Genomic DNA, 26,600 nt, shown 5'->3' with positions numbered 1-26,600 from the left:
TTGCCAGACCGGATCGGCGGTCGCCAAGACCCCCTCCTTACGATCCGCAGTCGTAGCCGAAGCGAGCCGGCACCGATCCGAGAGACGGGCCGCGCCGGGGCCGCTCATCCCCGCCGACCCTTCCGACCTGCGCCAATACGCTTGAGTTGCTCGTCAAACGGTCTCAAAATGGGGCAAAACGGACACCACTATCCGTCGTCGTGCACCGCATTTCCCTGTGAGCGCACTCACTGGACGGGCCCCGGCCGTATCACCGACCGACCCACCGCCCTCACGCTGAGTCAGTGCCGGTGGCCGCCCTTTGAGATCGCCGTCACACCAGGCCGACGGGGAACGGCCCGAGGACCGGGGCGCAGGGCGTCAGCCGCCGGCGGAGCGGTACGCCTTCACGGCGGCGGCCAGGACCTCTTGGGTGTCCGTGGACGGCCTCTGGCTGGAGGAGTGCTGCACCACGAGGACCACGTCGCCCTGGCGGACGAAACCGGTGACCTTCTCGAAGGGTTTCGAGGCCCCGGGGGAGGTCGAGGTGAAGTGGATCAGGAGGCTGTCGTCAGCCGGCACCGCGGCCGGCGTGACGGACGCCGTCTCCCGGATCTTCGTGCCGTCCGTGAGTGTGGTGGTGAAGGAGGCGCAGCGCTTCGCGGCGCCGCGGATGGCGTCCATGACCTCGGCCGCTCGGCCGGGCGCGTAGCGGCCGAGCAGCTCCCGGCCGAACCAGCCGCCGTCCTCGCCGCCCGACGGCGTCCGTTCGAGGTCCGCCGCCACGCTCTCCAAGGGTGGGGCGTGGGTCGTCATGAAGGAGTCCACTTCGAGTGCGTCGCACCGAAGCGAGGCGATGGGAACGGGCGTGGCCGAAGCGGCGGTCGACGTCGGGTCGACCTCCACCTTTTTCAGCCGGAACCCCCGGGGAAGCCGCTCCTGGGTCAGCAGGCCCTCGCGCAGGTTCTTCGGTGCGGGCACCGGCGTGAAGGCCGCGGCGGCCTCCGGCCCGGCCTTCCGGTCGGCCGCGCAGGCGGGCACGCAGAGAACCGCCAGAACGATCCCCGCCATCGCGCAGTGGCGTGTGCGCATCGATCCACCCCCAGGATTCGTGATCGCCACGCACTCTCCCACACCGGCCCTTCCGGGCTCTCACGCCCCAGGTGGGCCGCCGGGCCGCCGGACGCCGGGCCGCCGGACGACGGACGGGCCGATGTGCCAGGCCTGCGGGACACCGGACCGTCGTGCTTCCTGTGATCGCCGGCCGGTCGGCGACCGGCCGGCGGCCGGCCGGAGGGGGGTCAGGAGCTGGACGCGGGCCGGTCCGCTCCGTACCGGAGGCCGTCGAGGAGCAGGTCGAGGAGGCGGCCCGCCCGTTCGCGCTGGTCGGGAGCGCTGGTGATCAGTGCGACGCCGGCCAGGCTGAAGCCGACGTCGAGGGGGTCGATGTGCGGGCGCAGGAGACCGGCCTCGGCCCCGGCGTGCAGGAGGCTGTCGAGCGCGGTGCCGAGCCTGTCGAGGGTTTCGGCGAACGGGTCCGCACCGGATGCCACCGCGGCCCGGAGCGCGTCCGCCATGCCCTGCTTGGCGGCCACGTAGTCGATGAAGCCGTCCATCCACAGGCGGATCGCCCGGTCCGGCGCATGGTCGGCGAGCAGCTTCGTGGCGCTGTCGCAGACGCGGGCCAGCTCGTTGCGGTAGGCCGCCTCGACCAGCGCCTCGCGCGTCGGGAAGTGGCGGTAGAGCGTGGCCGAGCCGACGCCGGCGGCCTTGGCGATCGCGTCGATCGCGACGTCCGGGCCCTTCTCGGAGAAGGCGCGTACGGCCGCTTCGAGGATGCGCTCCCGATTGCGGCGGGCATCGGCGCGCAACACGCTCGGCTTGGTGGTCAAGGCTGTTCCCTTCGTCGGGAACCAGTCTAGCTGGACAACCGGGGAGTTCCCCGCTTACCGTGAAGGAGAACCGGGGAACTCCCCGGTTACGGGTTTCGGCCCGCTCTGCTCCCCTGCGAGGAAGACCCTCATGACCTCCCCCAAGACGGTTCTGATCACCGGTACCTCCTCCGGCATCGGCCTGGCGGCCGCCATCGGCGCCGCCCGGGCCGGCTGGACGACCATCGCCACCATGCGCGACACCGGCAAGGCCGCGGCCCTGCTGAAGTCCGCCGCCGAGGCGGGGGTCGAGGAACTGATCCAGGTCAAGCGCCTGGACGTGACCGACTCCGCCGGCATCACCGCCTGCCTGGACGAGGTCGTCGCCGAACACGGCCGCCTGGACGCGCTGGTCAACAACGCCGGCGCCGCCCAGATCGGCACCATCGAGCAGAGCAGCCTGGACGACGTCCGCGCGGCCATGGAGGTCAACTTCTTCGGCGTGGTGGCGGTGACCCGGGCCGCGCTGCCCCACCTTCGCGCGTCGAGGGGGCGGGTGATCACCGTCACCAGCGTCGGCGGCGTCGTCGGCCAGCCCTTCAACGAGGCGTACTGCGCGGCCAAGTTCGCCGTCGAGGGCTTCATGCAGTCCCTCGCGCCGGTCGCCGCCACCGTCGGTGTCGACGTCACGGTGGTCGAACCGGGCGCGGTGGCGAGCGAGTTCGTCGCCAACCTCGGCCTGGACCTGCCCGCGCTGCTCGCCGCCGCCGGACCCTACGCCCCGGCGCTCGACGCCTACGTCACCCGCACCCGGCAGTCGTTCGGCAACGCCCAGACCCCGGCCGAGGCGGCCGCCCCGATCGTCGACGCCCTGGCCCTCCCCCGCCCGCCCTTCCGCATCCAGACCTCCCCGTGGGCCCGCGACTTCACCGCCACCACCCTCGCCGACCTCGACGGCTCCGCCGTCCGCGCCCTCACCGACGCCTGGGTGCGCTGACCAGCGCCCCACCACGCAACCAACCAGACGTCACCGCGGGACGGCCCCGCAACAGCAAGGAAGATCACCATGGAACTCCGCACACTCGGCAGCCAGGGCCTGACCGTCTCCGTCGAAGGACTCGGCTGCATGGGCATGAGCGCCTTCTACGGCAGCACCGACGAGACCGAGTCCCTCGCCACCGTCCACCGCGCCCTGGAACTGGGCGTGACCCTGCTGGACACCGCCGAGAGCTACGGCCCGTTCATCAACGAACAGCTCCTGGGCAAGGCTCTCGCCGGCCACCGCGAGCAGGCCGTCGTCGCCACCAAGACCGGCGTCGAGTTCACCGACGACGGAACGCTCGTCGGCCTGAACGGACGCCCCGAGTACGTTCGTCGCGCCCTGGAGCGCTCCCTGCGCCACCTGGGCACCGACCACGTCGACCTCTACTACCTGCACCGCGTCGACCCGCAGGTGCCGATCGAGGAGACCGTCGGCGCGATGGGCGACCTGGTGGCCGCCGGCAAGGTCCGCCACATCGGCCTGTGCGAAGCCGCCCCGCGGACCATCCGCCGCGCACACGCGGTCCACCCGGTCGCGGCGGTCCAGACCGAGTACTCGCTCTTCGAACGCGGCATCGAGGACGACGGGGTCATGGCCACCCTGAACGAGCTCGGGATCGGCCTGGTCGCCTACTCACCGCTCGGACGCGGATTCCTCTCCGGCGCGATCACCAGCCCGGACGACTTCGCCGCCGACGACTTCCGCCGCACCGACCCGCGCTTCCAGGGCGAGAACTTCGCCCGCAACCTGGCCGTGGTCGACGAGGTCCGCCGCATCGCCGCCGCCAAACAGGTCACACCTTCCCAGCTGGCGCTCGCCTGGGTGCTGCGCCAGGGCGCGGTCGCCATCCCCGGCACCAAGCGCCGCCGCTACCTGGAGGAGAACGTCGCGGCCACCACCGTGACGATCACCGATGAGGACCTGGCCGCCATCGAAGCCGTTGCCCCGCGCGGCATCGTCTCCGGCGACCGCTACGCCCCCGAGCTGATGAAGACCCTCAACGGCTGAACCGAGGCCCGGGCTCGTCCGCAAGAGGAACGAGGAACCGCCGATGACGCGCATCGACCTGACCACCGTCGCGAACGAAGCACGGACCTGGTTCGAGGGATACGTCGAGACGTTCACCGGACCGGCGGCGGAACGGAGCACCGATCCGGCGCCGCTCCTCGACTACTTCTCCGTGCCGACCAGCACGACCACCGGGACGGCCCACACGGTACTCACCTCCACCGAGGCGCTGTCCCGGGCCCTTCGACATCGACAAGAACTGAGCGCGCTGCGGGACGCCGACAACGGAGGCAGCACGGCTCTCGACACGGTGGTGCGCGGGCTCAACGAGCGGGCCGTGGAGACCGAGGTCGCCCGGGGCGCCGGGACCGTCAGGGGCGGGAGTTCCAGCGTGTCCGCGTGCTGTAACTGGTCGCCCGGACCGATGCGGGGTGGCGGACGGCCGCCTCCGTGATCCTGGCCGGCTGACGGGCGAAGGCACTCCGATCTTCGATCTTCGCCGGGGACGCGGGCACCGGTCCCGGTCGCCTGGCCCGGTCCGGAGCAGAGCGCCGCCCGACCACGGCCGGGCGGCCGGTCCGGCCACCGTGTGGTGATCGCGAACGGCCGGGAACGCCCTCGACCGAAGAGTGAGCCCACCGGGAGGGGGAAGCGGGCCGCCCGACCGGCGGCGGGCAGGACGGCGGGTTGCCGCCGCCCGGTGCACGGCCCAGGCTGGCAGAAGCGTCGGCTGCGGATTCCCCGCTCCCGGCGGCCGGGCGGCAGGACGGCTGGCAGGACGGCATGGAGAGGTGCGGCGATGAGTTTCCTGAGTCAACCTCCCCTACCGAAGGCGGAGCACCTGCCCGGTCGTGAGGTCATCTGCCGGAAGCTCGTCAAGCGGCCCTCCGCGGGGCGTGTCCCCGCAACCGATCAGACGGCCTCGGGGCGGCAGGGCCGGCGTAACCCGTCGTGGCCGACGAACGGCTCGCGCGGTCGGCCGTGCGCCCATCGGAACCGACAGGTCACGACCCTACGAAGACGGCTGCAGAAGGGATGGGACTCCCATGAGCACGGTGGTGGAGTCGATCGACGTGGACGTCCCCGTCCGCGTCGTCTACGACCAGTGGGCGACCTTCGAGGACTTCCCGAAGTTCATGGAGGGCGTGGAGGAGGTCAGGCAGCTGGACGATCGCCGTGCCCACTGGCGGACCAGGATCGCCGGGCTGTCCCGGGAGTTCGAGACCGAAGTGGTCGAGCGGGTGCCCGATGAGCGGGTCGCCTGGCGCACCACCGGCGAGAGCGTGAAACACACCGGCACGGTCGACTTCGAGCCGCTCGGCGCGGGTCGCACCAGGGTGACGATGACCATGGCCTTCCAGCCCACCGGCCTGGCCGAGAAGGCCGCCGACAAGCTGGGCGTGCTCGGCCTCCAGGTACGCGGCGACCTGCGCGGTTTCAAACGGTTCATCGAGGACCTCGCCGCCGGGACCGGCCCCCGGCCGTCGTCCGAGGACGGCTAGAAGGGGCCAGGAACGTTCAACCAGAGCCGGTCATCCCAACGCCGGCCGAAGGATGTCTCGGGCTCGCCTTCTGGAAGCGCCGCTATCGGTTCGCAGCACAGCTCTTCGTAGGTCATCCGCGAAGCCTAGGACCCGTGGGGAAGGCTGTCTCAGCGTCGGCGCTGCTGCGTCCGGTGTCGCGGCGGATGTCGGGCATGCCGAGGTGAACGGTGGACGGCTGGGTTGCACGCTCGCGCATGCCCCTTGGCTTCTGCGTGGCGGCGGCCATGGTGGCTCGATGGCGGTGACCTCGCCGAGCCAGTCATGGTCCTTGGCCTCTTGGAGAGTGTCGACGAGGTTGGCGTGGATCTCCGGAGGGGCATCCGGGCTGGGTCCACGCGGATTGGTGGGCACCTGACACAGGCTTCTCTGAACGAGCGATCGCCACTTGAGGCTCTGTGTAAATTGCTGGCAGCTGGGTCCTCGCCGGGCAAGGATGCAGCCATGCGCTATGCCAGCACCGACCCTGAACTCATGGACTTGGTCCGACGATTCGTGGCGCCCGGCCGGCGGTACCTGCGGCTGGGTGGAAGCTCGCTGCGGTTGAGCGGACCTGAGCGCGACCTCTTCATGAGGGAGCTGGTCCAGGCTGCCGCGGAGATCACTCCCGCTGAGCTCGACATCCTTTTCGAAGGCGGTTGGCGAGAGCGTAGGACTGCCTCCTGGCTGGTGGTTGTAGCTGGCAGGACCGAGTTCCGCAGCCGCATCGGCGAGCTCCTGCTGGCCAGCGGAGGCCCCTACGGCGGGTCCTACTGCATCACTCTTGCCACGTTCGGCACCAGCGCGGACGCCGATCTGGTCTGCAGATACCTTGATCGCTACTTGCCTCAACCCGACCTCGTCTACGACCAGACCTTTGCTCTCAGCACACTGCTTCACCTCGATGCCGTCCTTGGGACCGAGCGAGCATCCCGCTACCTTGCCGCCGGTGGCCTGTGGCAGCAGTGGACCGATGCCACGTCGAACACGGTGCGGGATCCGCAGGAGTACCGGCAGGTCGTGGACCAGCTCTGTTCCTTCGCCAGCGAGTGCGCTGAACTCTTCTCGGCACGGGAAAACGAGCGTTGATCGTTCGTCTTCTCTGAACTTCCTGTCGCCCACCAGCCCGCCCGGCGGCCCTGGCCGTCGACATGTCGGCCTGCTCTGACAGCATCACGGTCATGACCGACATTGATGACCTCGTGCAACGCGTCGCCAGCCGGGCCGCATCGGACAACGAGGACCTTCCGGCGCCTGTCGGCGGTGCCCAGATTGCGGAGGCCGAGGGGCAGCTGGGCTTCGCGCTGCATCCCCTACTTGCGCGCCTGTATCGCGAGGTCGCTGACGGCGGCTTCGGCCCCGACCACCGACTGCTGCCGCTGCTTGGTCCGGGCTCCAGCGTCGTTGGCGAATACCTGACGCGACGTGAGGCGTCCGTTGGCGTGAAGCAACCCGAGTGGCCCGAAGGCGTCGTACCGATCCTGACCTGGGGCTGCGCCATGTACGCAGGCGTTGATTGTCTCAGTGAGGACGGTCAGGTCCTGCTCTTCGAGCCGAACCCGTACAGCGGCGGATCGTGGGATCAGTGTTGGTTCCTTGACTCCGACAGCCTCGCCGCGTGGCTGGAGACATGGCTCGCGGGGACGGGCTGGTTCGAGGAGGACGCCTTCGACAGGGACGACCTGGTCGAGCCGCAGCCATGGGTCCAGGCCGCAAGCCGACTGTCCTCCGGCGCATTCTGAAACACCAACGCTTCGTCCCGTTGGCGCAGACGCGGTCATCCCGGCCATGCTCACGGCTCCCTTCGGAGAGTCGGCCTCGGGAGACGACCAACGCACTGGCCGCGTGTCCGGTGACCTGTGCGAGCTTGTCTTCCGCTCCGGCCAGGCTGACACGGAGCCCTTCAACCTCACCGAGCCAGCCTTCGTGTTCGGCTTCGGCGATGCGGGCGATGAGGTTGTCGCGGATCTCCTCGATGCGGTCCCGTTGTGGCGGCGACCCGGCCTGCTGGCTCAGAAAGCGCAGCGGAAACTCCGTCCACTCCGCGCCGGAAGTGGATGCGCCGTGGCCTCCGGGCGGGTAGAGGTGGGGCAGGGGCCGGCAGAGCCGGTCGGGGCATGTGGGGGTGGGCAGTGGAACCGGTCGTGCTGGTGCACGGGATCTGGAACCTGCAGAGCGGGTTGACGCCGGAGGAAGCCGCGGCAGGGTTGGCCGAGCGGGCGCGCCCACACCTCGGGCTGGGGTTGGTGGCTGCAGGGCTGGGGCACGTGCCGGTGCCGGAAGTGGTCATGGCCTACTACGCGCACGTGCTCCGGTCCGGTCCGGCGGAGTCGCAGGCCGACGGTGCGCCGATGGACGGGCTGTCGGAGGCGGAGCTGGCAGAGGCGTGGGAGTGGTTGGTGGTAGCCGGGGCTCCGCAACCTGCAGAGTCGCAGGCCGTACTGCTGGCGCCGCTGCGACAGGCGGTGGGGCGTCTGGTGCACCACCGTACGGGTGCCGGTCCGGTCTCGCGGCTCCGTGAGGCGGCGGTGGACCGGGTGTCCCGTCTCGTGGTCGGGGTGCTGAGGGAGGTGAACGCCTACCTGACCCGCCCGGAGGCCCGGCAGGCGGCCCGGGACGTGGTCGCGGACACGATCCGGCTTCACCGGCCGAGGGTGGTGGTCGCGCACTCGCTGGGCTCGGTGGTGACCTACGAGGCGTTGCACGCCTTCCCGGAGCTGGAAGTGGAGCTCCTGGTGACGCTCGGCTCGCCGCTGGGGCTGCCGTTCGTCACGCGGAAGCTGGAGCCCGGGCCGCGAGCCGGGCGCGCCCCCAGGCCGTCCGGTGTCGGGCGGTGGGTCAACATCGCCGATGTCGGCGATCTGGTCGCTCTGCCCCCGGAACTCGGCGGAGCCTTCCCCGTCGACCAGCACGGGACGACGGACATCGGAGCGGTCGACTTCCACACCCTGGGCGGCTATCTGGCGAACGGCCTGCCGGCCGCGGCACTCGCCCCCTATCTTCTGTCCTGACGGTTCGTCATGTGGCGCCGGTCGAGTCGTCAGGGCGAGCCGGGTGGCAATGAGGGGGAGGACGGCGCGTGGCGGTTCGTTCGCTGGTGATCGGGGTGGGCGGGTTCCCGAAGCAGGTGGTCTCGGAGGAGGACCGGGCGAACGGCACAACGCCCTTCGCACCTCTGCCCAGTGTGGCCGGGACCGTCGAACGGGTGGCCCACGCCCTCGGGCGGGCCGGGGTGCCGGCGGGTGAGCCTCTGCACGACCCCGACGTCGAGACGGCCAGATCGACCCTGGCACGCCTCTGGCAGACGGAGGACCCCCTGGTCGTCCACTTCTGCGGCCATGGCGCGATCGAAGGTGACGACCTCTACCTCGTCGTACGCGACAGCGACGTGGCCGATCTGCCCGCCACGGCTCTGAGCAGCAGCGAACTCATCCGCAGGGTCGAGCACTCCCGGCGCGTCGGACCCACCCTGTTCCTGCTGGACGTCTGCGGCGGCGGCCAGGCGCTGGCCGCGCAGAGCGTGCTCAGGCTGTCCGGGGTGCGACGCAAAGCGTGGGTCATCGCGGCCTGCGCGGCCGACGAAGCCGCGTACGGTGCCCGGTTCAGCGGCGCCGCAGCCACGGTGCTGGAGCGGCTCGCCAAGGGCCTGCTGGACCTGTCGCCGGAGCTGGAGTACGTGCCGGTGGACACCCTGGCCATGGAGATCGACCGTGAACTCCGGCGCACGGCCGGGACCGGCGACAGCGGGCAGACCGTGGTGCGCACCCCGCACGACGAGGCAGTGCTGCAGCCGCCGGCGTTCTTCCTGAACCCGGGGTACTCGGAGGACCTCGCCGACCGGTTCCTCACCCGCACCGACGCCGCGCTGCGCCAGTTCGCGGTCGACAGCGATCCCGGCCTGGACGTGCTGCACTTCGTCTCCCGGGCGGTCGGTACGACGCGTGCCGACGGCTGCCTCTTCAGCGGGCGCGGCGAACAGCTCATCCGCATCGAGACCTGGCTGAACGACGTCGACGACGACCAGGGCCGGCTGCTGGTGGTCACCGGTGGGCCCGGCTCGGGGAAGTCGGCCCTGCTCGGAGTCGCCGTCTGTCTCACCCACCCGGCGCTCGCGGCGGTGCGCGAGCGCGTCCTGTCGCGGGTGCACGACTTCCGGCCGCGTCCGGAGGCGCGGATCCTGGCGGTCCACGCCCGTCAACTCACCACCCGGGAGGTCGTGGAGTCCCTGCTGGGCCAACTGGACGGCCCGACAGCGGACGATGCGGGGGAGACCCGGAGCACCAGGGGACTGGTCGAACGGCTGAGGTCGGCCGGTCCGGTCGTTCTGGTCCTCGACGCGCTCGACGAGGCCGCCGACCCCCGAGGTCTCGTGCGCGAGCTGTTGCTGCCCCTGTCCGGGTTCGGCCCGGACGACAACGCCCCCGAGTGCCGGGTGGTGATCGGCACCCGTCCCTGGTGGGACCTCCTGGCCGAACTGAGGGACGCCGCGACCGAGGCAGGCGGGGCCCTCCTGGATCTCGACGCCCAGAGCCGCGACGACCTCGCCAGGGACCTGGGACAGTACCTGACGGACCTCCTCTACCCCCGGCACTCGCCCGCCACGGCGATGGCCGCAGCCCACCGCCTGGCCCACGGGGCCGAGCACGGCGCGTTCCTGATCGCCGCCCTTTACGCCGACCACCTCCTGAGCGCCCCGCTGGACACCCCGGCCGCCGACGCCAACGCCGGCGCCGACGACGACGCCGGCGACCAGCCGGGCACCCCGGAGCCGCCGTGCGAGCTCACCGAGATGTTCGACCTCCACGTCGCACGCCTGGCCGCCACCACCCCGTGGATCGGCCGGGTGCTGGCCGTGCTCGGCCACGCCCAGGGCCAGGGCATGCCTCTCGACCTCATCCATGCCGTGGCCTCGGCCCTCGCCCGGGCCGACGGCGACCCCGTCCGGCCTTCGAGCGTCCAGGACACCAGGGAGGCCCTGACACAGGCCGCGTTCTACCTCCGTACCGCGACGGACTCCGACGGGCGGCTGCTGTACCGGTACTTCCACCAGGCACTGACCGACCACACGGCCCGACCGGAGCACGCCGTGACCGTCCACCGCGCGCTGCTCGACACCGTCCCGCCCGGCGCCGAGACCACCCCCGACTGGGGTTTCGCATCCCCGTACCTGCTGCGCCACCTGGCCACCCACGCAGCCGCGGCGGGCCGGATCGACGAACTCCTGCCGGACACCGAGTTCGTCGTCCGGGCCCACCCGGACGCGCTGCTCCCGGCGCTGAACACCGCCCGGGCCGATCACGGCCGCCTGGTCCGCGCCGTGTACCTCGCGTCGGCCGACCGCCATCGGGACGGTCCGGTCGACGAGCGCCGGTTCCTGCTGGCGCTCGACGCGCTCCGCTACCGGGCCGGGTCCCTGCACCGGGAACTCTGCCACGGGCTGGCCTGGCGTCCCCGTTGGGCCACCGGCATGCAGACCAGCCCCCAGCTGGAGGCGAGCCTGGGCCATCCGGTCGGGTTGGACTCGGTGGCGACCACTGTCGTTGACGGACGCCCGGTGGCCGTCAGCGCGGGATGGGACGGCTCCCTGCGGGTGTGGGACCTGGCCTCGGACCGGCAACGTGCTCTGCCCGGGGGCCACAGGACCATCGTGCCGGCGATCGCCTGCGCGGAGGTGGACGGTCGGCCGGTGGCCGTCACCGTCGGCTGGGACAACAAGGTGCGGATCTGGGATCTGAGCACCTGTACCGAGCGCGCCGTCCTGACGGGCCACACCAACTGGGTGGTGACGGTGGCGTGCACGGTGGTCGACGGCCGGCCGATCGCCGTCACCGGCAGCTGGGACAGGTGGGTGAGGATGTGGGACCTGTCCACGGGCAAGCGGCTCGCCCGGATCAGGGCGGCGACCGAGTACGGCCATGTGGTCGCGGTCGCCTGCACCGAGATCGACGGCGAGCCCTTCGCCGTCATCGCGCCCTATCACGAGCGCATGCTGATGTGGAACCTGACCACCAGGGAGGTCCGACCCTTCGGCCCGGACGATCCCAGGGTCAGTGCGGTGGCGTGCACGGTGGTGGGCGGCCGACCCGTCGCGGTGACGGGTGCCTGGTTCGGCGACGTGTGGGTGTGGGACCTGGAGACGGGCGAACCACAGGCCCTGCTCAGCGGTCACACCGACCATGTGGAGGCGGTGGCGTGCACCACCGTCGACGGAACTCCGATCGCCGTGACCGGGAGCAATGACGGGTCCGTGCGGGTGTGGGACCTTGCGGCCTGCGAGCCGCGGGTCGAATTGGGCGGTCACAACGACGACGTCGGAGGGGTGGCGTTCGCCGTGATGGACGGGCTGCCCGTCGCCGTCACCGCGAGCCGGGACCGGGCGCTGCGGGTGTGGGACCTGACGTCCCGGGCGGAACCGACCGGTCAGCGAGGTCACAGCGACACGGTGCGGGCGACCGTGCTCTCCGAGATCGAGGGCACCCCCGTCGTCCTGTCGGGCGGTTCGGACGGCACCGTGCGCGTGTGGGACCTGGCGACGGGCGCGCAACGGGCCGTCCTTGAGGGTCAGGAGACGTCGCTGTGGGCACTGGCGTCCGCGGTCGTCGACGGGCGAACGATTGCGGTCAGCGGTGGCATCTTCGGTGACGCGTGGTCGTGGAACCTGGCCTCCGGGACCCGCCGCGCGGTCCTGCCCAGAACGGCGAGAGGTATGGTCGATGCCGCCGCGTGCACCACGATCGACGGGCGGGCGATCGTGGTCCTGGGCAGCAGGGACGGTTGGCTGAACGCGTGGGACCTGAGAACCGGAGAGCCGGTGGCCGACTTCCCGGACCACCGTCAACGGGTGGACGCCGTGGCCTGCACGGTCCTCGACGGCCGACCGGTGGCGGTCACCTGCAGCGTCGACGGAGACCTCCGGATCTGTGATCTCGTCACCGCTGAGCATTCGATCATCGCCAATGAAGTCGGCTGGCTGCGCTCGGTCGCATGCGTCGACCTCGACGGCCGTCCGATGGCCGTGACCGCCGGGCCGGACGGGACGGCCCGCGTCTGGGACCTGGGCACCCGCACCGAACGGGCCCTGCTGGTGGGCCACACCGGCCGGGTCACCGCAGTGGCGTGCACCACGGTGGCCGGCCGGCCGGTCGCCGTGACCGGCAGCTCGGACCGGACCGTCCGCGTCTGGGACCTCACCACCTGCGAAACCGTCGCGATGCTCCCCCAGCCCGCAGACGTCGAGTCCGTCGCCGTCGCTCCCGACGGCACGGTCGTGGTCGGGAGCGGGTGGGAGGTGATCGTGGTCGATCCTCGTGAGCACTGGTTCGCCGAGTAGTCGCTGTAGTCGCTGACAGTACGACAGTGGTCCGGTCGGTCTGCGCGGCCGGTTCCCCGGACGCGGCCGATGGCCGCGGTGCACCGCTGCTCCCTGCCCGAGTTCACCGGGGCCCGGGACGGACGCGCCGCCACGCCGAGGAGGACCGGCGCTCCGCCACGGGCTCGGCACGCTACGGCCTCGTGGGTCCGGTCCAGCCGGTGGGGACGTGGCCGAGGCGGACGCGCTGGGGGTGGTGGCCGACGGCGACCGAGGCGGTCTTGCGGCCGGTCGCGAAGTCGATGGCGGTGACCTGGTCCGCGCCGCTCTCCGAGATCAGGCAGGACTTGCCGTCCCCGCTAACCGTCGCCCAGTACGGTTTGGACGCGGGCACCAGCGGCCCCTCCTGGAGGGTGGCGCGGTCGACCACCGTCGCGTAGTCGTCCACGGTGGCCGCGACGCAGATCCGGTCGCCCGACGGGCTCATCGACAGGCCGTGGTGGCGGGAGTCGTTGGGCCAGGTGGTGCGGTCGGTACTGGCGGCCGGGTCGACGGGGAGGGTCTTCACCCGGGTGATCCGGTCGGCGGCCACGTCGTACTCCAGGAATCCGTTGAAGAAGGACACCTGGAAGTAGAGCCGGGTGCCGTCCGGGGAGAAGACGGCGGGCCGGACGGCGTTGGAGAGGCCGCCGAGGCCGGCGTCGTCGAGGCGCTTGCGCATGTCGATCTCGCGGATCGGGGTGAGGGTGGCCGCGTCGACGACGGTGATGTGCCGGTCGCCCTTCGTCCAGTCCAGCCAGGGCGCGTCCAGGGCGGTTTCGACGTTGCCGATGGACATGTTCCACAGCTGCCGGCCGCCGTCGGTGAAGATGTTCTCGTGCGGCTTGTCCCCGGTGTGGAACGAGCCGAGTTCGGCGCCGGTGCGGACGTCCAGGACGTGCACGGTGTTGGCGGTGGAGGCGGAGACCGCCACCCGGGTGCCGTCGGGCGAGAGCGCCATGTGGTCGGCGCGGTAACCCGCCACAGGGAAGCGCCAGTTGATTCGCCCGGTGGCGAGGTCGAGGGAGACCACGTCGGCGAAGCTCGGCCGGGAGACGACCACGGCGGTGCCGTCCGGCGTGCTGTACATGTCGTCGACGAACTGGTCGTGGCCCTCGCCGGGGCCGAGCCTGATGCCGAGGAAGTAGCCGAGCTTGACGGGGTTGAGGTAGATCTCGGCGAGCCGCTGGTCCTTGTCGGGGATGACGTCGATCCGTCCGACCTTGCTGAGGGCGCCGGAGGATTCGATCACGTCGGCGGTGCCGTCCCAGTTGTTGCCGACGAACATCACCTCCCGTAGCGCCGGGGTGGCTCCGGGGGCGGCGCTGCTGGTGGCGGCGGCCGGGGCGAGCAGGCCGAGCGCAACCGCGAGGGTGCAGAGGGATCGGACGCCGAGTCGGCGCCGGGGACGGGTCCTGGACATCGTCGCTCCTTCGTGGGGGTGGCACGACGGGTTGTGAGACGGTCTGTCAACTTCCGCCATTCGACGGTAGGGAGGGGTCCGGTCCGCTGGCAAGACGTCGGCGGCGGACGCGTTCGCGGCGGGGCCGTCCGCCCCTCGCGGCCGGCCGGTCTGCCGGTCTCCCGCCCGCCGTACGTAAGCCGTGAAACCCCCTGTTCCGGCCCTGGGCTCAGGCGTAGTGTGCGCCTGTGAACGAACTGATCTTCCGGGGGAAAGACCTGTTCCGGCCCTCGTGGTCGAACTTCCTCCCGCTCCTCCTCGTGATCACGGCCCAGCTCGTCTTCGGCGGGATGAAGCTCGGCGCCTGGCCCACGTTCTGGATCGTCCTCGTGACCGTCGCGCTCTGCGTGCCGGCCGCCGTCCTGAGCTGGCGCTCCTGGAGCCGGGTCGGCGCCGACGGTGTCAGCGTCTGCTGGGGTTTCGGGCGCGGCCGGACGTACCCGTGGCAGGAGATCCGCTGGATCGACGTGCGGGAGACCAAGAGCAACGGCTCGGTGGCGTACGCGGCGCGGGTCTTCCTGACCGACGGGCGGCGCCGCTCGCTGCCGGGCCTCCAGACCAGCCGGCTGTACCCGTCCGCGGACTTCGACACGGACTTCCAGCGACTGGTGAACTGGTGGGAGTACAGCACGCACCCGACGCAGCGGGTGAAGCCGGCGAAGCAGCTCCGGGACCGGGTGACGCCCACCGTGGCGGGCGTCCTGCTCGGATTCCTGATCTCCGCGGTGATCCTTGTCGTCGTCATCCTGCAGCAGCTGTAACGGGCTTGACCGCTCGCTGAGCCGCAGAATCGATTCGGCCCCGGCCCCCACGAGGGGAGCCGGGGCCGAGGCGCGTCCGGGCCGCTCACCGTCGGTACCGTCGGGTCAGTGCCCGATCAGGGCCGCCCAGAACGCCCTGGACTGCCTCGACGGCCTCAAGGCCCGCCGGGGCAAGGAGGAATGGCCGCTTCTGGAACTCGTCACCGGTCCCACTCCCGTGGCCGAGGCCGTCGCCCGGCTCATAGTTCCCCAGCTGTCCACCGGGGATCCCGGCCGGTGGATGACTACGCCGGCCCGCGAGGCGACCGTCGCTTGGGGCAGCGCCGAACCGCCGCTCAGTGAGGGCTCCGGGGCCTGGTGCTCGCGGGGGCTTCGTCGCCGGCGGCAGGGCCACATCTGTCGTCAACAAACGGATGAGTCATCCGGTTGTGCTACTGTCGCCATTAAGCGGATGACCTATCCGAATTGCCGCGCTGGAGGAACGCATGAGGAAGACAGCCGTGGTCACGGCCGGGACCGCCGGCATCGGCCTGGAGACGGCTCTGGGACTGGCTGCCGCCGGGTTCTCGGTCACCGTGGTCGGGCGCAGTGCCGACCGAGGCGCCCGGGCGGTCGACCGGATCAACGCGGTGAATCCGGCGCGACCCGCTCGGTTCCTGCCCGCCGACCTCGGCTCGCTCGATGACGTGCGCGCGCTCGCCGGCCGGATAGCCGACGATCACGCCGCCTCAGGCGAACCGCTGACCGTGCTGGTGAACAACGTCGGAGCGATGTTCGCGGATCGACAGGAGCTGGACGGCGTGGAGGCGTCGTTCGTCGTCAATCACCTTTCGCCGTACCTGCTGACGGAACTGCTGCTGCCCACGCTCACAGCCGGTGCGCCGAGCAGGATCGTGAACGTGACCTCGGGTGCAGTCGGTGTCGCCAAGCGGGTGTTCGACGCCGTCGAGCCGCCCGGCGGCTACTACGGCTTCCACTGGTACGGCCGCGCCAAGCTCGCGAACCTCGCCTACACGCTCGACCTGGCGTCGCGACTCGACGGAACGGGCGTCTCGGTCTTCGCCGCCGACCCCGGAGGCGCCGCGACCGACATGACCAATGGCACCCTGACCGACCCGAAGATCGTCTCACCGGCCCTGCGGCTGCTGTGGCCGCTCGTGCGCCGCAAGTTCGAACGCTCCACCGCGGGCCCGGCAGCCGAGGCCGCAAAGCCCTCCGTCATCGCCGCCACCGACGAGTCCCTGGCGGGCCGGACCGGCATCGTCATCGGTGCCGCGGCACGCCCGGTGGCGCCGGTGCGCACGGCCACCGACCCGCGCGTCGCCGAAGCAGTGCGCCGACTCAGCCGACAGCACGCGCCCCTCGTGGCCCCGTCGCCCGTGCCGGGCCCGGCCGCGCACGGGCGGCAGGGCCATCCGGATGAGCCATCCGATTAGCATGTCCCCATGACGACGACTCCACTGCGCAAGGACGCGGCCCGCAACTGGAACCGGATCGTGGCCGTCGCCCGCGAGCTGGTCGACCAGGGCACGCCGTTGCAGCTCAACGACGTCGCCCGCCGCGCCGGACTCGGAGTCGGCACCGTCTACCGCCACTTCGCCACGCCCGAGGCCCTCCTGGAGGCGGTCGCCGCCCCCTGCCTGGAGGCCCTGGCCGCCCACGGCAGGCAGGCGCTGGCCGACACCGACGCCTGGCGCGCGCTGGAGAGCTTCCTGACCCGCACCGTCGAGGCACAGGTCACCGACGCCTCCGTGGCGCCGGTCGCCGCCGCTTCCGTCGACGCCCTGCCGCGCACCACGGAACTCAAGGAGTCCCTGTGGTCCACAGGCACCGCACTCCTCGACCGAGCCCGCGCGGCCGGGGCGGTCCGCCCCGACCTGGCCGCAGCTGATCTGGTCCCGCTCATGTGCGGCATCGCCTACGCCGTAGACGTGCACGGCAGCGCCCCGGCGGACCGGATCGACACCGCGCACCGCTACCTGGCCGCATTGCTCGGCGGTCTGCGAGCCACACCGACGACGGTGTGAGATCCCCCTCTGCCGCGGCCCGGGGGCAATCCTTGCGCCCAGCGGTGACACCGGGCACCTCCAGCGCACATGTACGACCGGCTTCCCCTGGGAATCGTGACCACAGGGGCGGGGATTCCGACGCGATCCTCCACCAACGCCGCTGGCGCCGCCGGGCCGGGACGGCAGCGTCCCTCGTTCCGGTAGTTCCCGGTCGGGTTGGGCTGTCGATGCTCGCCCGGTCCCTACGGCCAGACCGGCCGCCGGTGCTGGTCGTCGTGTCGGGCCACTCGCGGGCTATGCGCAGCAAGCCCGTCACCGGACCGGCTGGTGGCATCCGGTGTGAGAGGGCGGTATGTGACGTGATGTTTGGGTCAGCCTTGCGGGCGGGGCGAGCAAGCTGGCTGCGGGCTGACCGGAGGGACCCGGGCCGACTGCATCGAAGATATTTCCGGTGGAGTTGTAGGGCTGCTCCACTACGGTGCGACCATGGCTGACTTCGTACTGGTCGCAGGCGCGCGGCTCGGGGCATGGGCGTGGGACGAGGTGGTGCCGTATCTGCATGCGGCTGGCCATGGGGTCCACCCGCTGACGCTGTCCGGTCTTGCTGAGAAGCAGGGTGTGCTCGCCGGGCAGCAGACCCACGTCCAGGACGTCGTTGACGAGGTCGAACGCCAGGATCTGCGCGATGTCGTCCTGGTGGGTCACAGCTACTCGGGCATCCCGGTGGGTCAGGCCGCCGAGAGGATCGGCGACCGGCTGGCCCGCGTAGTCTTCGTCGATTCCAGTGTTCCGGCTGACGGCGAGTCGTTCGTCTCCGCGTGGCCGGACGGCGGGGCGACGGTGAAGACGTCGATCGCCGAGAACGGTGGATTCTGGCCGCTCGTGACCGCAGCCCACTTCGTCGGCCAGGGCCTCACCGATGACCAGATCGCCCGAATCGTGGGTGGCTCGACGCCGCATCCGGGCGACACGCTGACCGAGCCCGCCGTGCTGGCCCGGTCACTTGCCGAACTTCCGGCGACGTACGTCCTGTGCCTGCTCGCTGGAGACAAGCCGGGTGACGACGTGGCCGAGCTGCTGGCCGGCGAGCACTGGCGGCTGGTCGAGATGGCCACTGGCCACTGGCCGATGTTCTCCCAGCCACGCGAACTGGCCCGTGTTCTCCTCGACACCGTCGGCCGGTGACCACAGGCCCTACGGCCGTGGCAGGGCGAACAGCCCCTGCTCGGTCTCGGCCGGGATTCCCCGGTCAGTGAGCCGCTTGAGCTTCAGGCGGACGTTGTTGATGCTGCTGTGCGTGATCTTCACGTCCATCGCCTCGCACACCGCCCGCGCTCGCGTCGGTCGCGGCTAACACCGCCGGCTGGTGCCGACCGCTCGCTGGTCGAGGGGTGGCGGCGGGGCCGGATCAGGAGTGGTGGGGAGGGCGCGGCGCGCCGGTCGGTAACGAGCTCGGCGGGTGTCGGGAGCGCCGGACATCTCTCAGCGGCAGCCGCCGACCACGACCACCGGGAGACGTCCGTGAGCACCCGTCAGCGCGCCGACCGGCCCGACGACGGCGCGCCGTCGACTACACCCCCGCCGACCGCTACCTGGAGCGCCTCGGCCTCGTCTCCGGCGGTGGCATCACCGACGGCGCCGCGCCGGCGCCCGCTTCGTCCCCGTCCGTGAGCTGGGTCGGGCCGCGGCCCCCGCCCAGGCCGCCCGCGTCGCCGAGGCCCTCGCCGGCCGTGTCCTCCCATTCCTCCTCCACGGGCAGAGAGTCGCCTGAGGGCCGGGGCTCCCGGAGTTCCCGATAGGTAGTTGTTCGACATATGCCGAGAGATAGCTTATGTTCGTGACGTGGCCCTGGCACACCGTCAGCCGATTGGAGACGGGCAGGGCGCCACCGCCGATTCCCGTGTTCCCGTTCCGTGAGAGGAGCGCAGTGCACCGTCACGCCCGCACGCCCAAGGCCCTCGGCGCCGGCATAGCCGCCGCCCTGAGCCTGGCCGCCCTGGCCGCCCCGACCGCCGCCGCCGACACCGCGCCCGCGCCGGCCGCCGGCGACCCCGTCCCCGGCGTGGTCGCCGGGCAGGACACCGCCGCCCCGCAGCTGGTCACCGGCCTGAGCGATCCCGCCCCCGGCGACCCGGCCGCTGCCGCCCGCGCCCACCTGGCCGCCCACCGCGACCGCTACCGGGTCGACCCCGCCCAGCTCGCCGAAGCCGGCACCGAGAGCGGCCCCGACGGACGGCGCACCGTCAGGTTCCAGCAGAACGAGGGCGGCGTCCCCGTTCTCGGCGCCCAGTACCTCGTCCACCTCGCCGGCGACGGCGCGGCCCAGCACGTCGAGGCGGTCGGCGGCAAGTTCTTCACCGGCCTCGCCGCCCCCACCGAGCCCACCGTCGCGGACGAGCTGCTGCGCACCGCCGCGCTCGGCGCGCTGCCGGACGCCGCCCGCGTCAAGGCCACCGCCGATGACGCCGGCCTGGTGATCCTGCCCGACGGCGCCGGGAAGCTGACCCGCCACTACGCCGTGCGCGGCGCCGGCGCCGACGGCACCCCGCTGACCCGTGACGTCTACGTGGATGCCACCGCCGGCGTCGTCGTCCTCGCCCACGATGCCCGCACCCCCTCCGCGGCCGCCGCGCGCCCCGAGGCCGTCGCGCCGTCCGCCCCCGGCCCGGCCCCGGCCACCGTCACCCCCGCCACCGGCACCGCCCCCGACGTCCACGGCAAGAGCGTGAGCGTCAACATCGCCCGCCAGGCGGACGGCAGTTACCAGCTCACCGACCTCACCCGTCCCGCCGCGATCACCACCTACGACGCGGCCGGCCGCGACGTCGGCGACTTCGACCGCATCCCCGCCGACGCCCACCCCGCGAGCTCCCCGACCCCCGACTTCCCCGCCGCCACCGGCACCGACGGCGCCACCGACGCGCACCTCAACGCCGGTGTCGTCTACGACTTCTACCGCGACCGCCTGGGCCGCCCGGGTCTGGACGGCAAGAACAGCCCGATCGTCTCCGTCACCGGAGTTACCGCCGGCGGGCGCGCCTTCCCCAACGCCTACTGGGACGGCAGCAAGATGATCTACGGCGGCGGCGACGACAAGTACTTCCCGTTCGCCGCCGCCCTCGACGTCTCCGCCCACGAGATGACCCACGGCGTCATCACCAACAGTGCCAACTTCGCCTACCTCGGCCAGTCCGGCGCCATGGACGAGGCGCTCGCCGACTACTTCGGCAACGCCATCGAGGTCACCACCCGCGGCATCGCGATGGACGACCCCAGGGCCGCGCTGCTGGGCGAGGGCCTGTGCCGCACCGGCACCCCGCAGGCCTGCGCCACCCGCCACCTGGACGACCACCACACCACCGTCGACGACTACGTCGGCGCCTCCCTGAGCACCGACAGCGGCGGCGTGCACCTCAACTCCACCATCTTCGGCGGAGCCCTGTGGGACATCCGGCGCACCCTGGACCCCCTGGTCGCCGACCGCGTGATCTACCGCGCGCTCACCGAGTACATGACCCCGCTCGACGACTTCGTCGCCGGCCGCAACGCCGTCCTGGCCGCCGGCCGCGCCAGTGGCCTGACCCACGCCCAGCTGCGCACCGTCGCCGCCGCTTTCGACGCCCACGGCATCAAGGCCGGCTGGCAGCGCAAGCTCGGCCTGGACAGCCACGTCCTGGTCAGTGGCGTCACCAACAACATGGCCGCCCCGGTGGTCGCCGACGGTCACTGGGTGATGCTCGCCAACACCGACGCCACCCGCAAGAGCACCGCCCTGTACACCGGCACCGTCACCGGCAGCGCCGCCCCGGTGCGACTGAGCCCCGACGACGGCCGCTACCACAGCTGGGCGGCCACCGACGGCACGAACGCGGTGTGGAAGGCCGTGGGCAAGGACGCCCAGGGGGTCTTCGGCTACGAGCTGCTGAGCGCGCCGCTGACCGGCGCCGGCCCGGTGCGCAGCATCTACCACGACGCCCGGCAGGAGCCGCAGAACATCCGCACGGCCGGCGGCGACATCGTCTACACGCTCCGGGACTTCACCACCGACACCACCCGCATCCACCTCGTCCACGGCGACGGCTCCCCGGAGACGGTGATCCCGCTGCCCGCCGGTCACGGGGTGGGCGGCCTCGACCTGAACGGCGGCGTCCTCGCCTGGACCGAGAGCTGGATGTCCGGCCAGGACCACGTCAACGCGCCGACCGCGTACTCGCTCGCCGAGGGCAAGGTCACCGCCCAGTACGTGCCCGCCGACCCGAAGAACCTGGCCGACGCCGTCCACCTGGCCGGCGGCCGCATGCTGTGGGTCCAGACCCCGCCCACCGGGCGCGCCACGATCCGCTCCGGCGCCCTGGACGGCTCGGGCACCACCGACCTCCTGCCGGCCGACTCCACCGCCCCCGAGCCCTACCAGCTCACCGTCTCCGAGCGCGCGGTCACCTACGTCTCGCGCACCGGGCGGGTCCACGACGACTGGACCAACGCCCGGACCGCCAAGCTGTGGCAGCTCCCGCTCACCGGCGGCGCCCCCGAGCGCGTCTCCTGCGACCGAGGCTCCCAGGACTCGCCCGTCGCGGACCGCGGCACCCGCGTCGTGTGGCTGGACGCCACCGCCGGACGCACCGACCTCGTCACCCGCGAGCGCCCCGCCGGCGCTCTGTGCGCCGGCGAGTCCGCGCCCCGGTAACCCGCGGGCACCCGTCGGCGAAAATCGCGTCGGCGACCGGTTGGCGGGTGCGCAGCGGGAGGACCTCCCGGCACGCGGGGGAGTCGTACCACGCGCGCACCCGCTCCCGGTCGGGGAACTCGATGACGATGACGTCCGAGCCCCAACCGCCCTCGGCCACCTCGACGTTCCCGCCGTGCACCACGAACCGGCCCCCGAACGGCTCCAAGGCGGCGTCGATGCGCTCCAGGCACGGCGTCGATGCGCTCCAGGCACTCCACGATGTCGGGCCCGAACTCCACCGACCCGACGCGGGCGATCGCGAACGCGCTCATCACTGTCGGTGCCGGCGGCCTGCCGCGGGCCGGGCCGGGAAGGACGTCCGCCGGCCGCGGCATGCCCGGGTCCGTTGCTGAACACGCGGCCGCCGCGCGGCAGGACCGCCCGGTGCCGTGCCCGGCTGCGACGCCGTCCCAGCTTGGGATCGGGGCGTTCCCTCCTCGGGTCATCGGTGGGACGCTGTCAGTTGAAGCCAGGTATCGAGTGCGGAGGCCGGGTCATGACGAAGCGTCAATCGCAGACGGTTAAAGACGTGCTCATCACCATCATGGTCCTCGCGGTGTCCGTTGTGGGCGTCATCGTGTGGATCTGGGCGCTCATTCACGCCGGGGATGGTTACTGCCCGCCGCACGACTTGTGCTGACAGCGCGCCCGCACCGCGGCCCTCGCACTGCGCGGCACCGAGCAAGTCCCCCACCCGCCCGAGCCGGCGGTTTCATGGCTCGTCCGACGCGTGGGGGGTGAAGTCCGGTAGGGCTCCCCGATGATGGGCGCGTACTTCGAGCACAGGGTCCACGGCGAGAACGGATCCGCCTGGGTGTGCTTCCGCTGATGTACCAGCCCGGAGAGCGGTGGCTCTACAACGTCAGCTACGACGTGCTGGGCGTGCTCGTCGCCCGGGTGACCGGCCGGTCCTGCGAGGCGTTCCTGCGCGAGCGCATCTTCGACCCCCCTGGGCAGCGTTCGGTGTGGCGGCCTGTGGCGGCCGCCCGGCGCGGCCGGAGCACCAGCGGCCGCGCGGTCAGCCGTCCGCCGAACGCGCGGCCGCCCCGGACGTCAGCCGCCACAGCCCCGCCACCTCGTAGTACACGCCGTTGACCAGCTGCAACAGCACCAGCGTGACCGGCCAGAGCAGCGCGCCGAGGCCGGGTACCAGGTCCACCGGCAGGCAGTAGGCCATGACGACCCGCACGGCGGCGTCCAGCAACATCGCCACGCCCCAGATCGCGGTCGAGACCCGCCAGATCCGCCGGAAGGCCGGCTCGCGTTCCCACAGCACGTCCCAGGAGGTGCCGTCGGAGCGCCACCGCCCCTCCAGAAAGGGCCGGCCGCCGTGGAAGAGCAGCGGGCGCCTGGCCCTGACCGAGATCAGGAACCAGAGCCCGGCCACACCGGTGAGCCAACCGTCCTTGGCCAGCAGGAACCGGGGGCTGCCACTGACCAGCGCCGCTGCGACGCCGAGCAGCATGATCCCGGCGACGAAGCCCGCCATGCCCTCAAGACTGCGGGTGCGCAGCCACTGCACCGCCGTGGTGAGCGCCGGCAGGAACGCGCCGGCGAGCAGCGCGACGAAGACACCGGCGCCGGCCGCGCGCAGGCCGTAGTACAACGCGATCGGGACCACGATGTCCCGGACGACACCGAGCAGCAGACGCCGGCCGCTCGGTCGCCGCGACGCCCCGAGAGCCGTCACCGCCGGCACCTTCGGGGATGACGTGTTACCCGCACAGGTGATTCCTTCCGCGCCGGACGATGACCGAGCCCTGAGGCCGCGCCCAGCCGCTCACGGGGCGATGCACCGGGCTCATCGAGCCGCTCCGTCAGGGCTCTGCCCAGCCCGGCCAACGCCCAACCGTTGCGCACCGCCCCAAGCGCACCGGCGCCCATCTCCCGGAGCCGATCCCGTGGAACCGCCGGCCCCGCCGCGGACGGCCCGTCCGGGTCCTTCAAGGCCGCAGGGTGGGTCGGCGTGTGCCGGGGCGGACGGCACCGGCCCGGATGCCGCGATCGGAGCGATGGGATCGGTGGCGTCCAGGTCGACGCCCATGTCGATGGGCGGTCTCCCTCCAGGGCGGGATCGCCCGCATCCGTCCACACCACTGCAGACGCACGGCTACGACCGGCCCAGCGATTGCCCGAAGCTGGGCGCCGTCGCCCGGCCTTCACACGCCCGTGCCCCGTTCGGATGAATCGCCGGGAAGGGGCACCGTCCGCCTCCCGACACCGGGCGAAGATGTCACCGCACTCGCACTCGCACTCGCACCCGTTACTCGTGCCTGGGCAGCGGGCTCGGGTGCTCCTGCACACACCCATTGGTCCGCGCCTGCGCGGGCACGCACCACGAGGCAAGGAACCACGATGGCGAACGGCACCGTCCTGCTGGCACTGCGCAACGACCCCCTCGCCGGCGGTGTGAGCGCCGAACAGATGGGCCGGATCGGCAAGGAACTGGAGGACCGCGGCCTGGAGTTGCGCTGGGCCGGTGACAGCAGGGACGCCACGGCGACGCTTCAGATCGAGGCCGGCCTGGCCGCCGCGGTCGTGGCGTGGGGCCTGCCGCGGCCGCCCGGTGACGGCGGGGACGCCGGTGCCCCGGAGAGCGGGGTCGAACTGCCCACCGGTGGGGCCGAGGTGCTGGACCGCATCCGGCACCGGTTCAAGGACCTGCCGGTCTTCCTGCTCATGGCGGACGGCTCCGACAGTGACCTGGAGCACCTTCCGCTGTGGGTCGCCGAGGCGGTCATCGGCTACATCTGGCCTCTGGAGGACACACCCGCGTTCATCGCCGGCCGGGTCGCGGCCGCTGCCGCCGCCTACCGGCGCGATGTCCTGCCGCCGTTCTTCAGCGCACTTCGGCACTTCGACGACGCCCATGAGTACTCCTGGCACACCCCGGCGCACTCCGGCGGCGTGGCCTTCCTCAAGTCGGCGGCCGGCCGCGCCTTCTTCGACTACTACGGCGAGCGGCTGTTGCGCACCGACCTGTCCATCTCGGTCGGTGAACTCGGGTCCCTCTACGAGCACTCCGGCCCGATCGGTGAGGCCGAACGCAACGCGGCCCGGGTCTTCGGCGCGGAGCGCACCTACTTCGTCCTGCACGGCGACTCCACCTGCAACCGCATGGTCGGCCACTACAGCGTCACCTCCGACGAGATCGCCCTGGTCGACCGCAACTGCCACAAGTCCGTCCTGCACGGCCTGGTCGTCACCGGCGCCCGGCCGGTCTACCTCGTGCCGACGCGCAACGGCTACGGCCTCGCCGGACCGCTGCCCCCCGCCGCCATCGACGCCGCAGCCGTCGCCGAGCGCATCGCCGCCAACCCGCTGACCGCCGACGCCCGCTCACCGCAGCCGCAGTACGCCGTCATCACCAACTCCACCTACGACGGCCTCTGCTACGACACCCTCGCCGCGGCCCGGGCCCTCGCGCCCAGCACGCCGCGCCTGCACTTCGACGAGGCGTGGATCGCCTACGCCCGCTTCCACCCGCTCTACCGGGGCCGGTACGGCATGGCCGTCGGCCCGGACACCTTCCCGGAGCCGCAGCGGCCGACCGTCTTCGCCACCCACTCCACGCACAAGCTGCTCGCGGCCCTCTCGCAGTGCGCCATGGTGCACGTCCGCCCCTCGCCCCGGGCGCCCGTCGAGCACCACCGCTTCAACGAGGCGTTCATGATGCACGGCACCACCTCGGCGTTCTACCCCGCCATCGCCTCCCTCGACGTGGCGACCGCCATGATGGACGGGCCCCAGGGCCGCTGGCTCATCGACGAGGTCGTCACCGAGGCCGTCCGGTTCCGCCAGGCCGTCGTGCGCACCGGGCGCCGGATCGCCACCGCCGGCGACCGTCCCGGCTGGTTCTTCGGCATCTGGCAGCCCGAGACGGTCACCGACCCCGACACCGGCACCACCATGGCGTTCGCCGACGCACCGCTGTCCCTGCTCGTCACCGAGCCCTCCTGCTGGCAACTCGAACCCGGCGCCGCCTGGCACGGCTTCGACGGCCTGACCGACGGCTACAGCCTCCTCGATCCGATCAAGGTGACCATCACCTGCCCGGGCGTCACCGCCACCGGCCGGACCGAGCCCTGGGGAATCCCGGCGCGCATCCTGACCGAGTACCTGGCCAACCGCGGCATCGTCGTGGAGAAGACCGACAGCTACAGCACCCTCGTCCTCTTCTCCATGGGCATCACCAAAGGCAAGTGGGGCACTCTCATGGACGGCCTGATGGACTTCAAGGCCCTCTACGACGAGGACGCCCCGCTCCACCAGGTGCTGCCCGACCTCACCCGGAACCACCCCCGCCACTACCGGGACATCGGCCTGCGCGAGCTGTGCGCACGGATGCACCGCCACCTCACCGACGGCGCGTTCGTCCAGTCCCTCGACGAAGCCTTCCGGAACCTGCCCACCCCGGTCCACCCGCCCCGGCACTGCTACCAGCAACTCGTCCGCGGGGGCACCGAACGCGTCCGCCTCGCCGACGCCGCCGGACGGACCGCCGCCGCGATGGTCACCGTCACCCCTCCCGGCATCCCGGTCCTCATGCCCGGGGAATCACTCGGTGCCTCCGACGGCCCGCTGCTGCGCTATCTCACCGCCCTCGAAGCCTTCGACCGTGCCTTCCCCGGCTTCGGCAGCGAGGCCCACGGCGTCGTCACCGACCCCGACACCGGCGACTACCTCATCGAATGCCTGATCCCCGCCACCGACCGCAGTCCTGAAGAGCCCCGGTCATGACGTCACCAGCGTCCGTCGCCCGGCAACGACGGGCCTGGGGTCTGTCCAGCGAACGGTGTAACTCGGTTGGGTTGAGTTAACGACGGCCAGCGGAGAGACGGCCGTCGAAGGCGATCTCGAAGGCGTTCAAC

The 26,600-nt window shown here is 71.8% G+C and carries 21 protein-coding genes; 16 read left to right on the top strand and 5 right to left on the bottom strand.

The genetic code is table 11. The annotated features are described in order from the left end of the window. Positions 1 to 360: 360 nt before the first annotated feature. Positions 361 to 1,071 (bottom strand): hypothetical protein, encoded by a 711-nt coding sequence (locus ACIRVF_RS41965; protein ID WP_402830250.1) that lies wholly within the window; start codon positions 1,069 to 1,071, stop codon positions 361 to 363. A gap of 209 nt (positions 1,072 to 1,280) precedes the next feature. Continuing rightward, positions 1,281 to 1,871: a TetR/AcrR family transcriptional regulator gene (locus ACIRVF_RS41960; protein ID WP_402830248.1), complete on the bottom strand. Its 591-nt coding sequence runs from the start codon at positions 1,869 to 1,871 to the stop codon at positions 1,281 to 1,283. Positions 1,872 to 2,001: 130 nt separating this feature from the next. On the opposite strand from ACIRVF_RS41960, the gene ACIRVF_RS41955 reads away from it, so the two are divergent. The 8 genes from ACIRVF_RS41955 to ACIRVF_RS41920 all read left to right on the top strand — a co-directional run bounded on the left by ACIRVF_RS41955 (position 2,002) and on the right by ACIRVF_RS41920 (position 12,750). After that, positions 2,002 to 2,847: an SDR family NAD(P)-dependent oxidoreductase gene (locus tag ACIRVF_RS41955; RefSeq protein WP_402830247.1), complete on the top strand. Its 846-nt coding sequence runs from the start codon at positions 2,002 to 2,004 to the stop codon at positions 2,845 to 2,847. Between the two features lie 69 nt (positions 2,848 to 2,916). After that, positions 2,917 to 3,900, top strand: coding sequence for an aldo/keto reductase (locus ACIRVF_RS41950; protein ID WP_402830242.1), 984 nt, complete (start codon positions 2,917 to 2,919; stop codon positions 3,898 to 3,900). A gap of 43 nt (positions 3,901 to 3,943) precedes the next feature. Continuing rightward, positions 3,944 to 4,354: a hypothetical protein gene (locus tag ACIRVF_RS41945; protein ID WP_402830239.1), complete on the top strand. Its 411-nt coding sequence runs from the start codon at positions 3,944 to 3,946 to the stop codon at positions 4,352 to 4,354. A 592-nt stretch (positions 4,355 to 4,946) separates the two neighbouring features. Continuing rightward, positions 4,947 to 5,402 carry an SRPBCC family protein gene (locus ACIRVF_RS41940; protein WP_402830237.1) on the top strand — a complete coding sequence of 152 codons (456 nt, stop codon included), beginning with the start codon at positions 4,947 to 4,949 and terminating at the stop codon, positions 5,400 to 5,402. Between the two features lie 483 nt (positions 5,403 to 5,885). Further along, on the top strand, positions 5,886 to 6,509 hold the full coding sequence (locus ACIRVF_RS41935; protein ID WP_402830234.1) for a DUF6000 family protein: 624 nt from the start codon (positions 5,886 to 5,888) through the stop codon (positions 6,507 to 6,509). Positions 6,510 to 6,601: 92 nt separating this feature from the next. Next, complete coding sequence (locus tag ACIRVF_RS41930) at positions 6,602 to 7,162, top strand: SMI1/KNR4 family protein (protein ID WP_402830232.1); 561 nt, start codon at positions 6,602 to 6,604, stop codon at positions 7,160 to 7,162. A gap of 390 nt (positions 7,163 to 7,552) precedes the next feature. Next, positions 7,553 to 8,431 carry a hypothetical protein gene (locus tag ACIRVF_RS41925; protein WP_402830229.1) on the top strand — a complete coding sequence of 293 codons (879 nt, stop codon included), beginning with the start codon at positions 7,553 to 7,555 and terminating at the stop codon, positions 8,429 to 8,431. 68 nt (positions 8,432 to 8,499) lie between these two features. Next, positions 8,500 to 12,750 (top strand): AAA family ATPase, encoded by a 4,251-nt coding sequence (locus ACIRVF_RS41920; RefSeq protein WP_402830227.1) that lies wholly within the window; start codon positions 8,500 to 8,502, stop codon positions 12,748 to 12,750. Positions 12,751 to 12,922: 172 nt separating this feature from the next. On the opposite strand, the gene ACIRVF_RS41915 is transcribed toward ACIRVF_RS41920, so the two are convergent. Further along, the gene (locus ACIRVF_RS41915) at positions 12,923 to 14,191 is read right to left on the bottom strand and encodes a YncE family protein (RefSeq protein ID WP_402830224.1); all 1,269 of its coding nucleotides are present in this window, start codon (positions 14,189 to 14,191) and stop codon (positions 12,923 to 12,925) included. A gap of 227 nt (positions 14,192 to 14,418) precedes the next feature. On the opposite strand from ACIRVF_RS41915, the gene ACIRVF_RS41910 reads away from it, so the two are divergent. The 5 genes from ACIRVF_RS41910 to ACIRVF_RS41890 all read left to right on the top strand — a co-directional run bounded on the left by ACIRVF_RS41910 (position 14,419) and on the right by ACIRVF_RS41890 (position 21,687). Next, a complete protein-coding gene (locus ACIRVF_RS41910; RefSeq protein ID WP_402830222.1) occupies positions 14,419 to 14,991 on the top strand; it encodes a PH domain-containing protein in 573 nt (190 codons plus the stop codon). 485 nt (positions 14,992 to 15,476) lie between these two features. Further along, complete coding sequence (locus tag ACIRVF_RS41905) at positions 15,477 to 16,427, top strand: SDR family NAD(P)-dependent oxidoreductase (RefSeq protein ID WP_402830219.1); 951 nt, start codon at positions 15,477 to 15,479, stop codon at positions 16,425 to 16,427. Positions 16,428 to 16,436: 9 nt separating this feature from the next. Continuing rightward, a complete protein-coding gene (locus ACIRVF_RS41900) occupies positions 16,437 to 17,018 on the top strand; it encodes a TetR/AcrR family transcriptional regulator (RefSeq protein ID WP_402830217.1) in 582 nt (193 codons plus the stop codon). Positions 17,019 to 17,486: 468 nt separating this feature from the next. Beyond that, on the top strand, positions 17,487 to 18,185 hold the full coding sequence (locus tag ACIRVF_RS41895) for an alpha/beta fold hydrolase (RefSeq protein WP_402830214.1): 699 nt from the start codon (positions 17,487 to 17,489) through the stop codon (positions 18,183 to 18,185). A 742-nt stretch (positions 18,186 to 18,927) separates the two neighbouring features. Next, complete coding sequence (locus ACIRVF_RS41890; protein ID WP_402830211.1) at positions 18,928 to 21,687, top strand: M4 family metallopeptidase; 2,760 nt, start codon at positions 18,928 to 18,930, stop codon at positions 21,685 to 21,687. On the opposite strand, the gene ACIRVF_RS41885 is transcribed toward ACIRVF_RS41890, so the two are convergent. After that, positions 21,632 to 21,907 carry a DUF1330 domain-containing protein gene (locus ACIRVF_RS41885; protein ID WP_402830253.1) on the bottom strand — a complete coding sequence of 92 codons (276 nt, stop codon included), beginning with the start codon at positions 21,905 to 21,907 and terminating at the stop codon, positions 21,632 to 21,634. The two genes, ACIRVF_RS41890 and ACIRVF_RS41885, sit on opposite strands and share 56 nt — an antisense overlap. 318 nt (positions 21,908 to 22,225) lie before the next feature. Between ACIRVF_RS41885 and ACIRVF_RS41880 the strand changes: the two genes are divergently transcribed. Further along, the gene (locus tag ACIRVF_RS41880; protein WP_402830209.1) at positions 22,226 to 22,369 is read left to right on the top strand and encodes a hypothetical protein; all 144 of its coding nucleotides are present in this window, start codon (positions 22,226 to 22,228) and stop codon (positions 22,367 to 22,369) included. A 188-nt stretch (positions 22,370 to 22,557) separates the two neighbouring features. Then, positions 22,558 to 22,824 carry a serine hydrolase gene (locus ACIRVF_RS41875; protein ID WP_402830206.1) on the top strand — a complete coding sequence of 89 codons (267 nt, stop codon included), beginning with the start codon at positions 22,558 to 22,560 and terminating at the stop codon, positions 22,822 to 22,824. Here the strand turns inward: ACIRVF_RS41875 and ACIRVF_RS41870 are convergent. After that, a complete protein-coding gene (locus ACIRVF_RS41870; RefSeq protein WP_402830204.1) occupies positions 22,748 to 23,419 on the bottom strand; it encodes a VC0807 family protein in 672 nt (223 codons plus the stop codon). The genes ACIRVF_RS41875 and ACIRVF_RS41870 overlap by 77 nt on opposite strands. A 665-nt stretch (positions 23,420 to 24,084) precedes the next feature. Here ACIRVF_RS41870 and ACIRVF_RS41865 point away from each other — a divergent pair. Then, positions 24,085 to 26,469 (top strand): Orn/Lys/Arg decarboxylase N-terminal domain-containing protein, encoded by a 2,385-nt coding sequence (locus ACIRVF_RS41865; RefSeq protein ID WP_402830201.1) that lies wholly within the window; start codon positions 24,085 to 24,087, stop codon positions 26,467 to 26,469. Positions 26,470 to 26,600: the final 131 nt, after the last annotated feature.

The organism is Kitasatospora sp. NPDC101157 (assembly GCF_044768255.1).
Lineage (GTDB): Bacteria > Actinomycetota > Actinomycetes > Streptomycetales > Streptomycetaceae > Kitasatospora.
The sequence above is the reverse complement of the archived record's forward strand: the minus strand, read 5'-3'. Positions and strand labels throughout refer to the sequence as shown.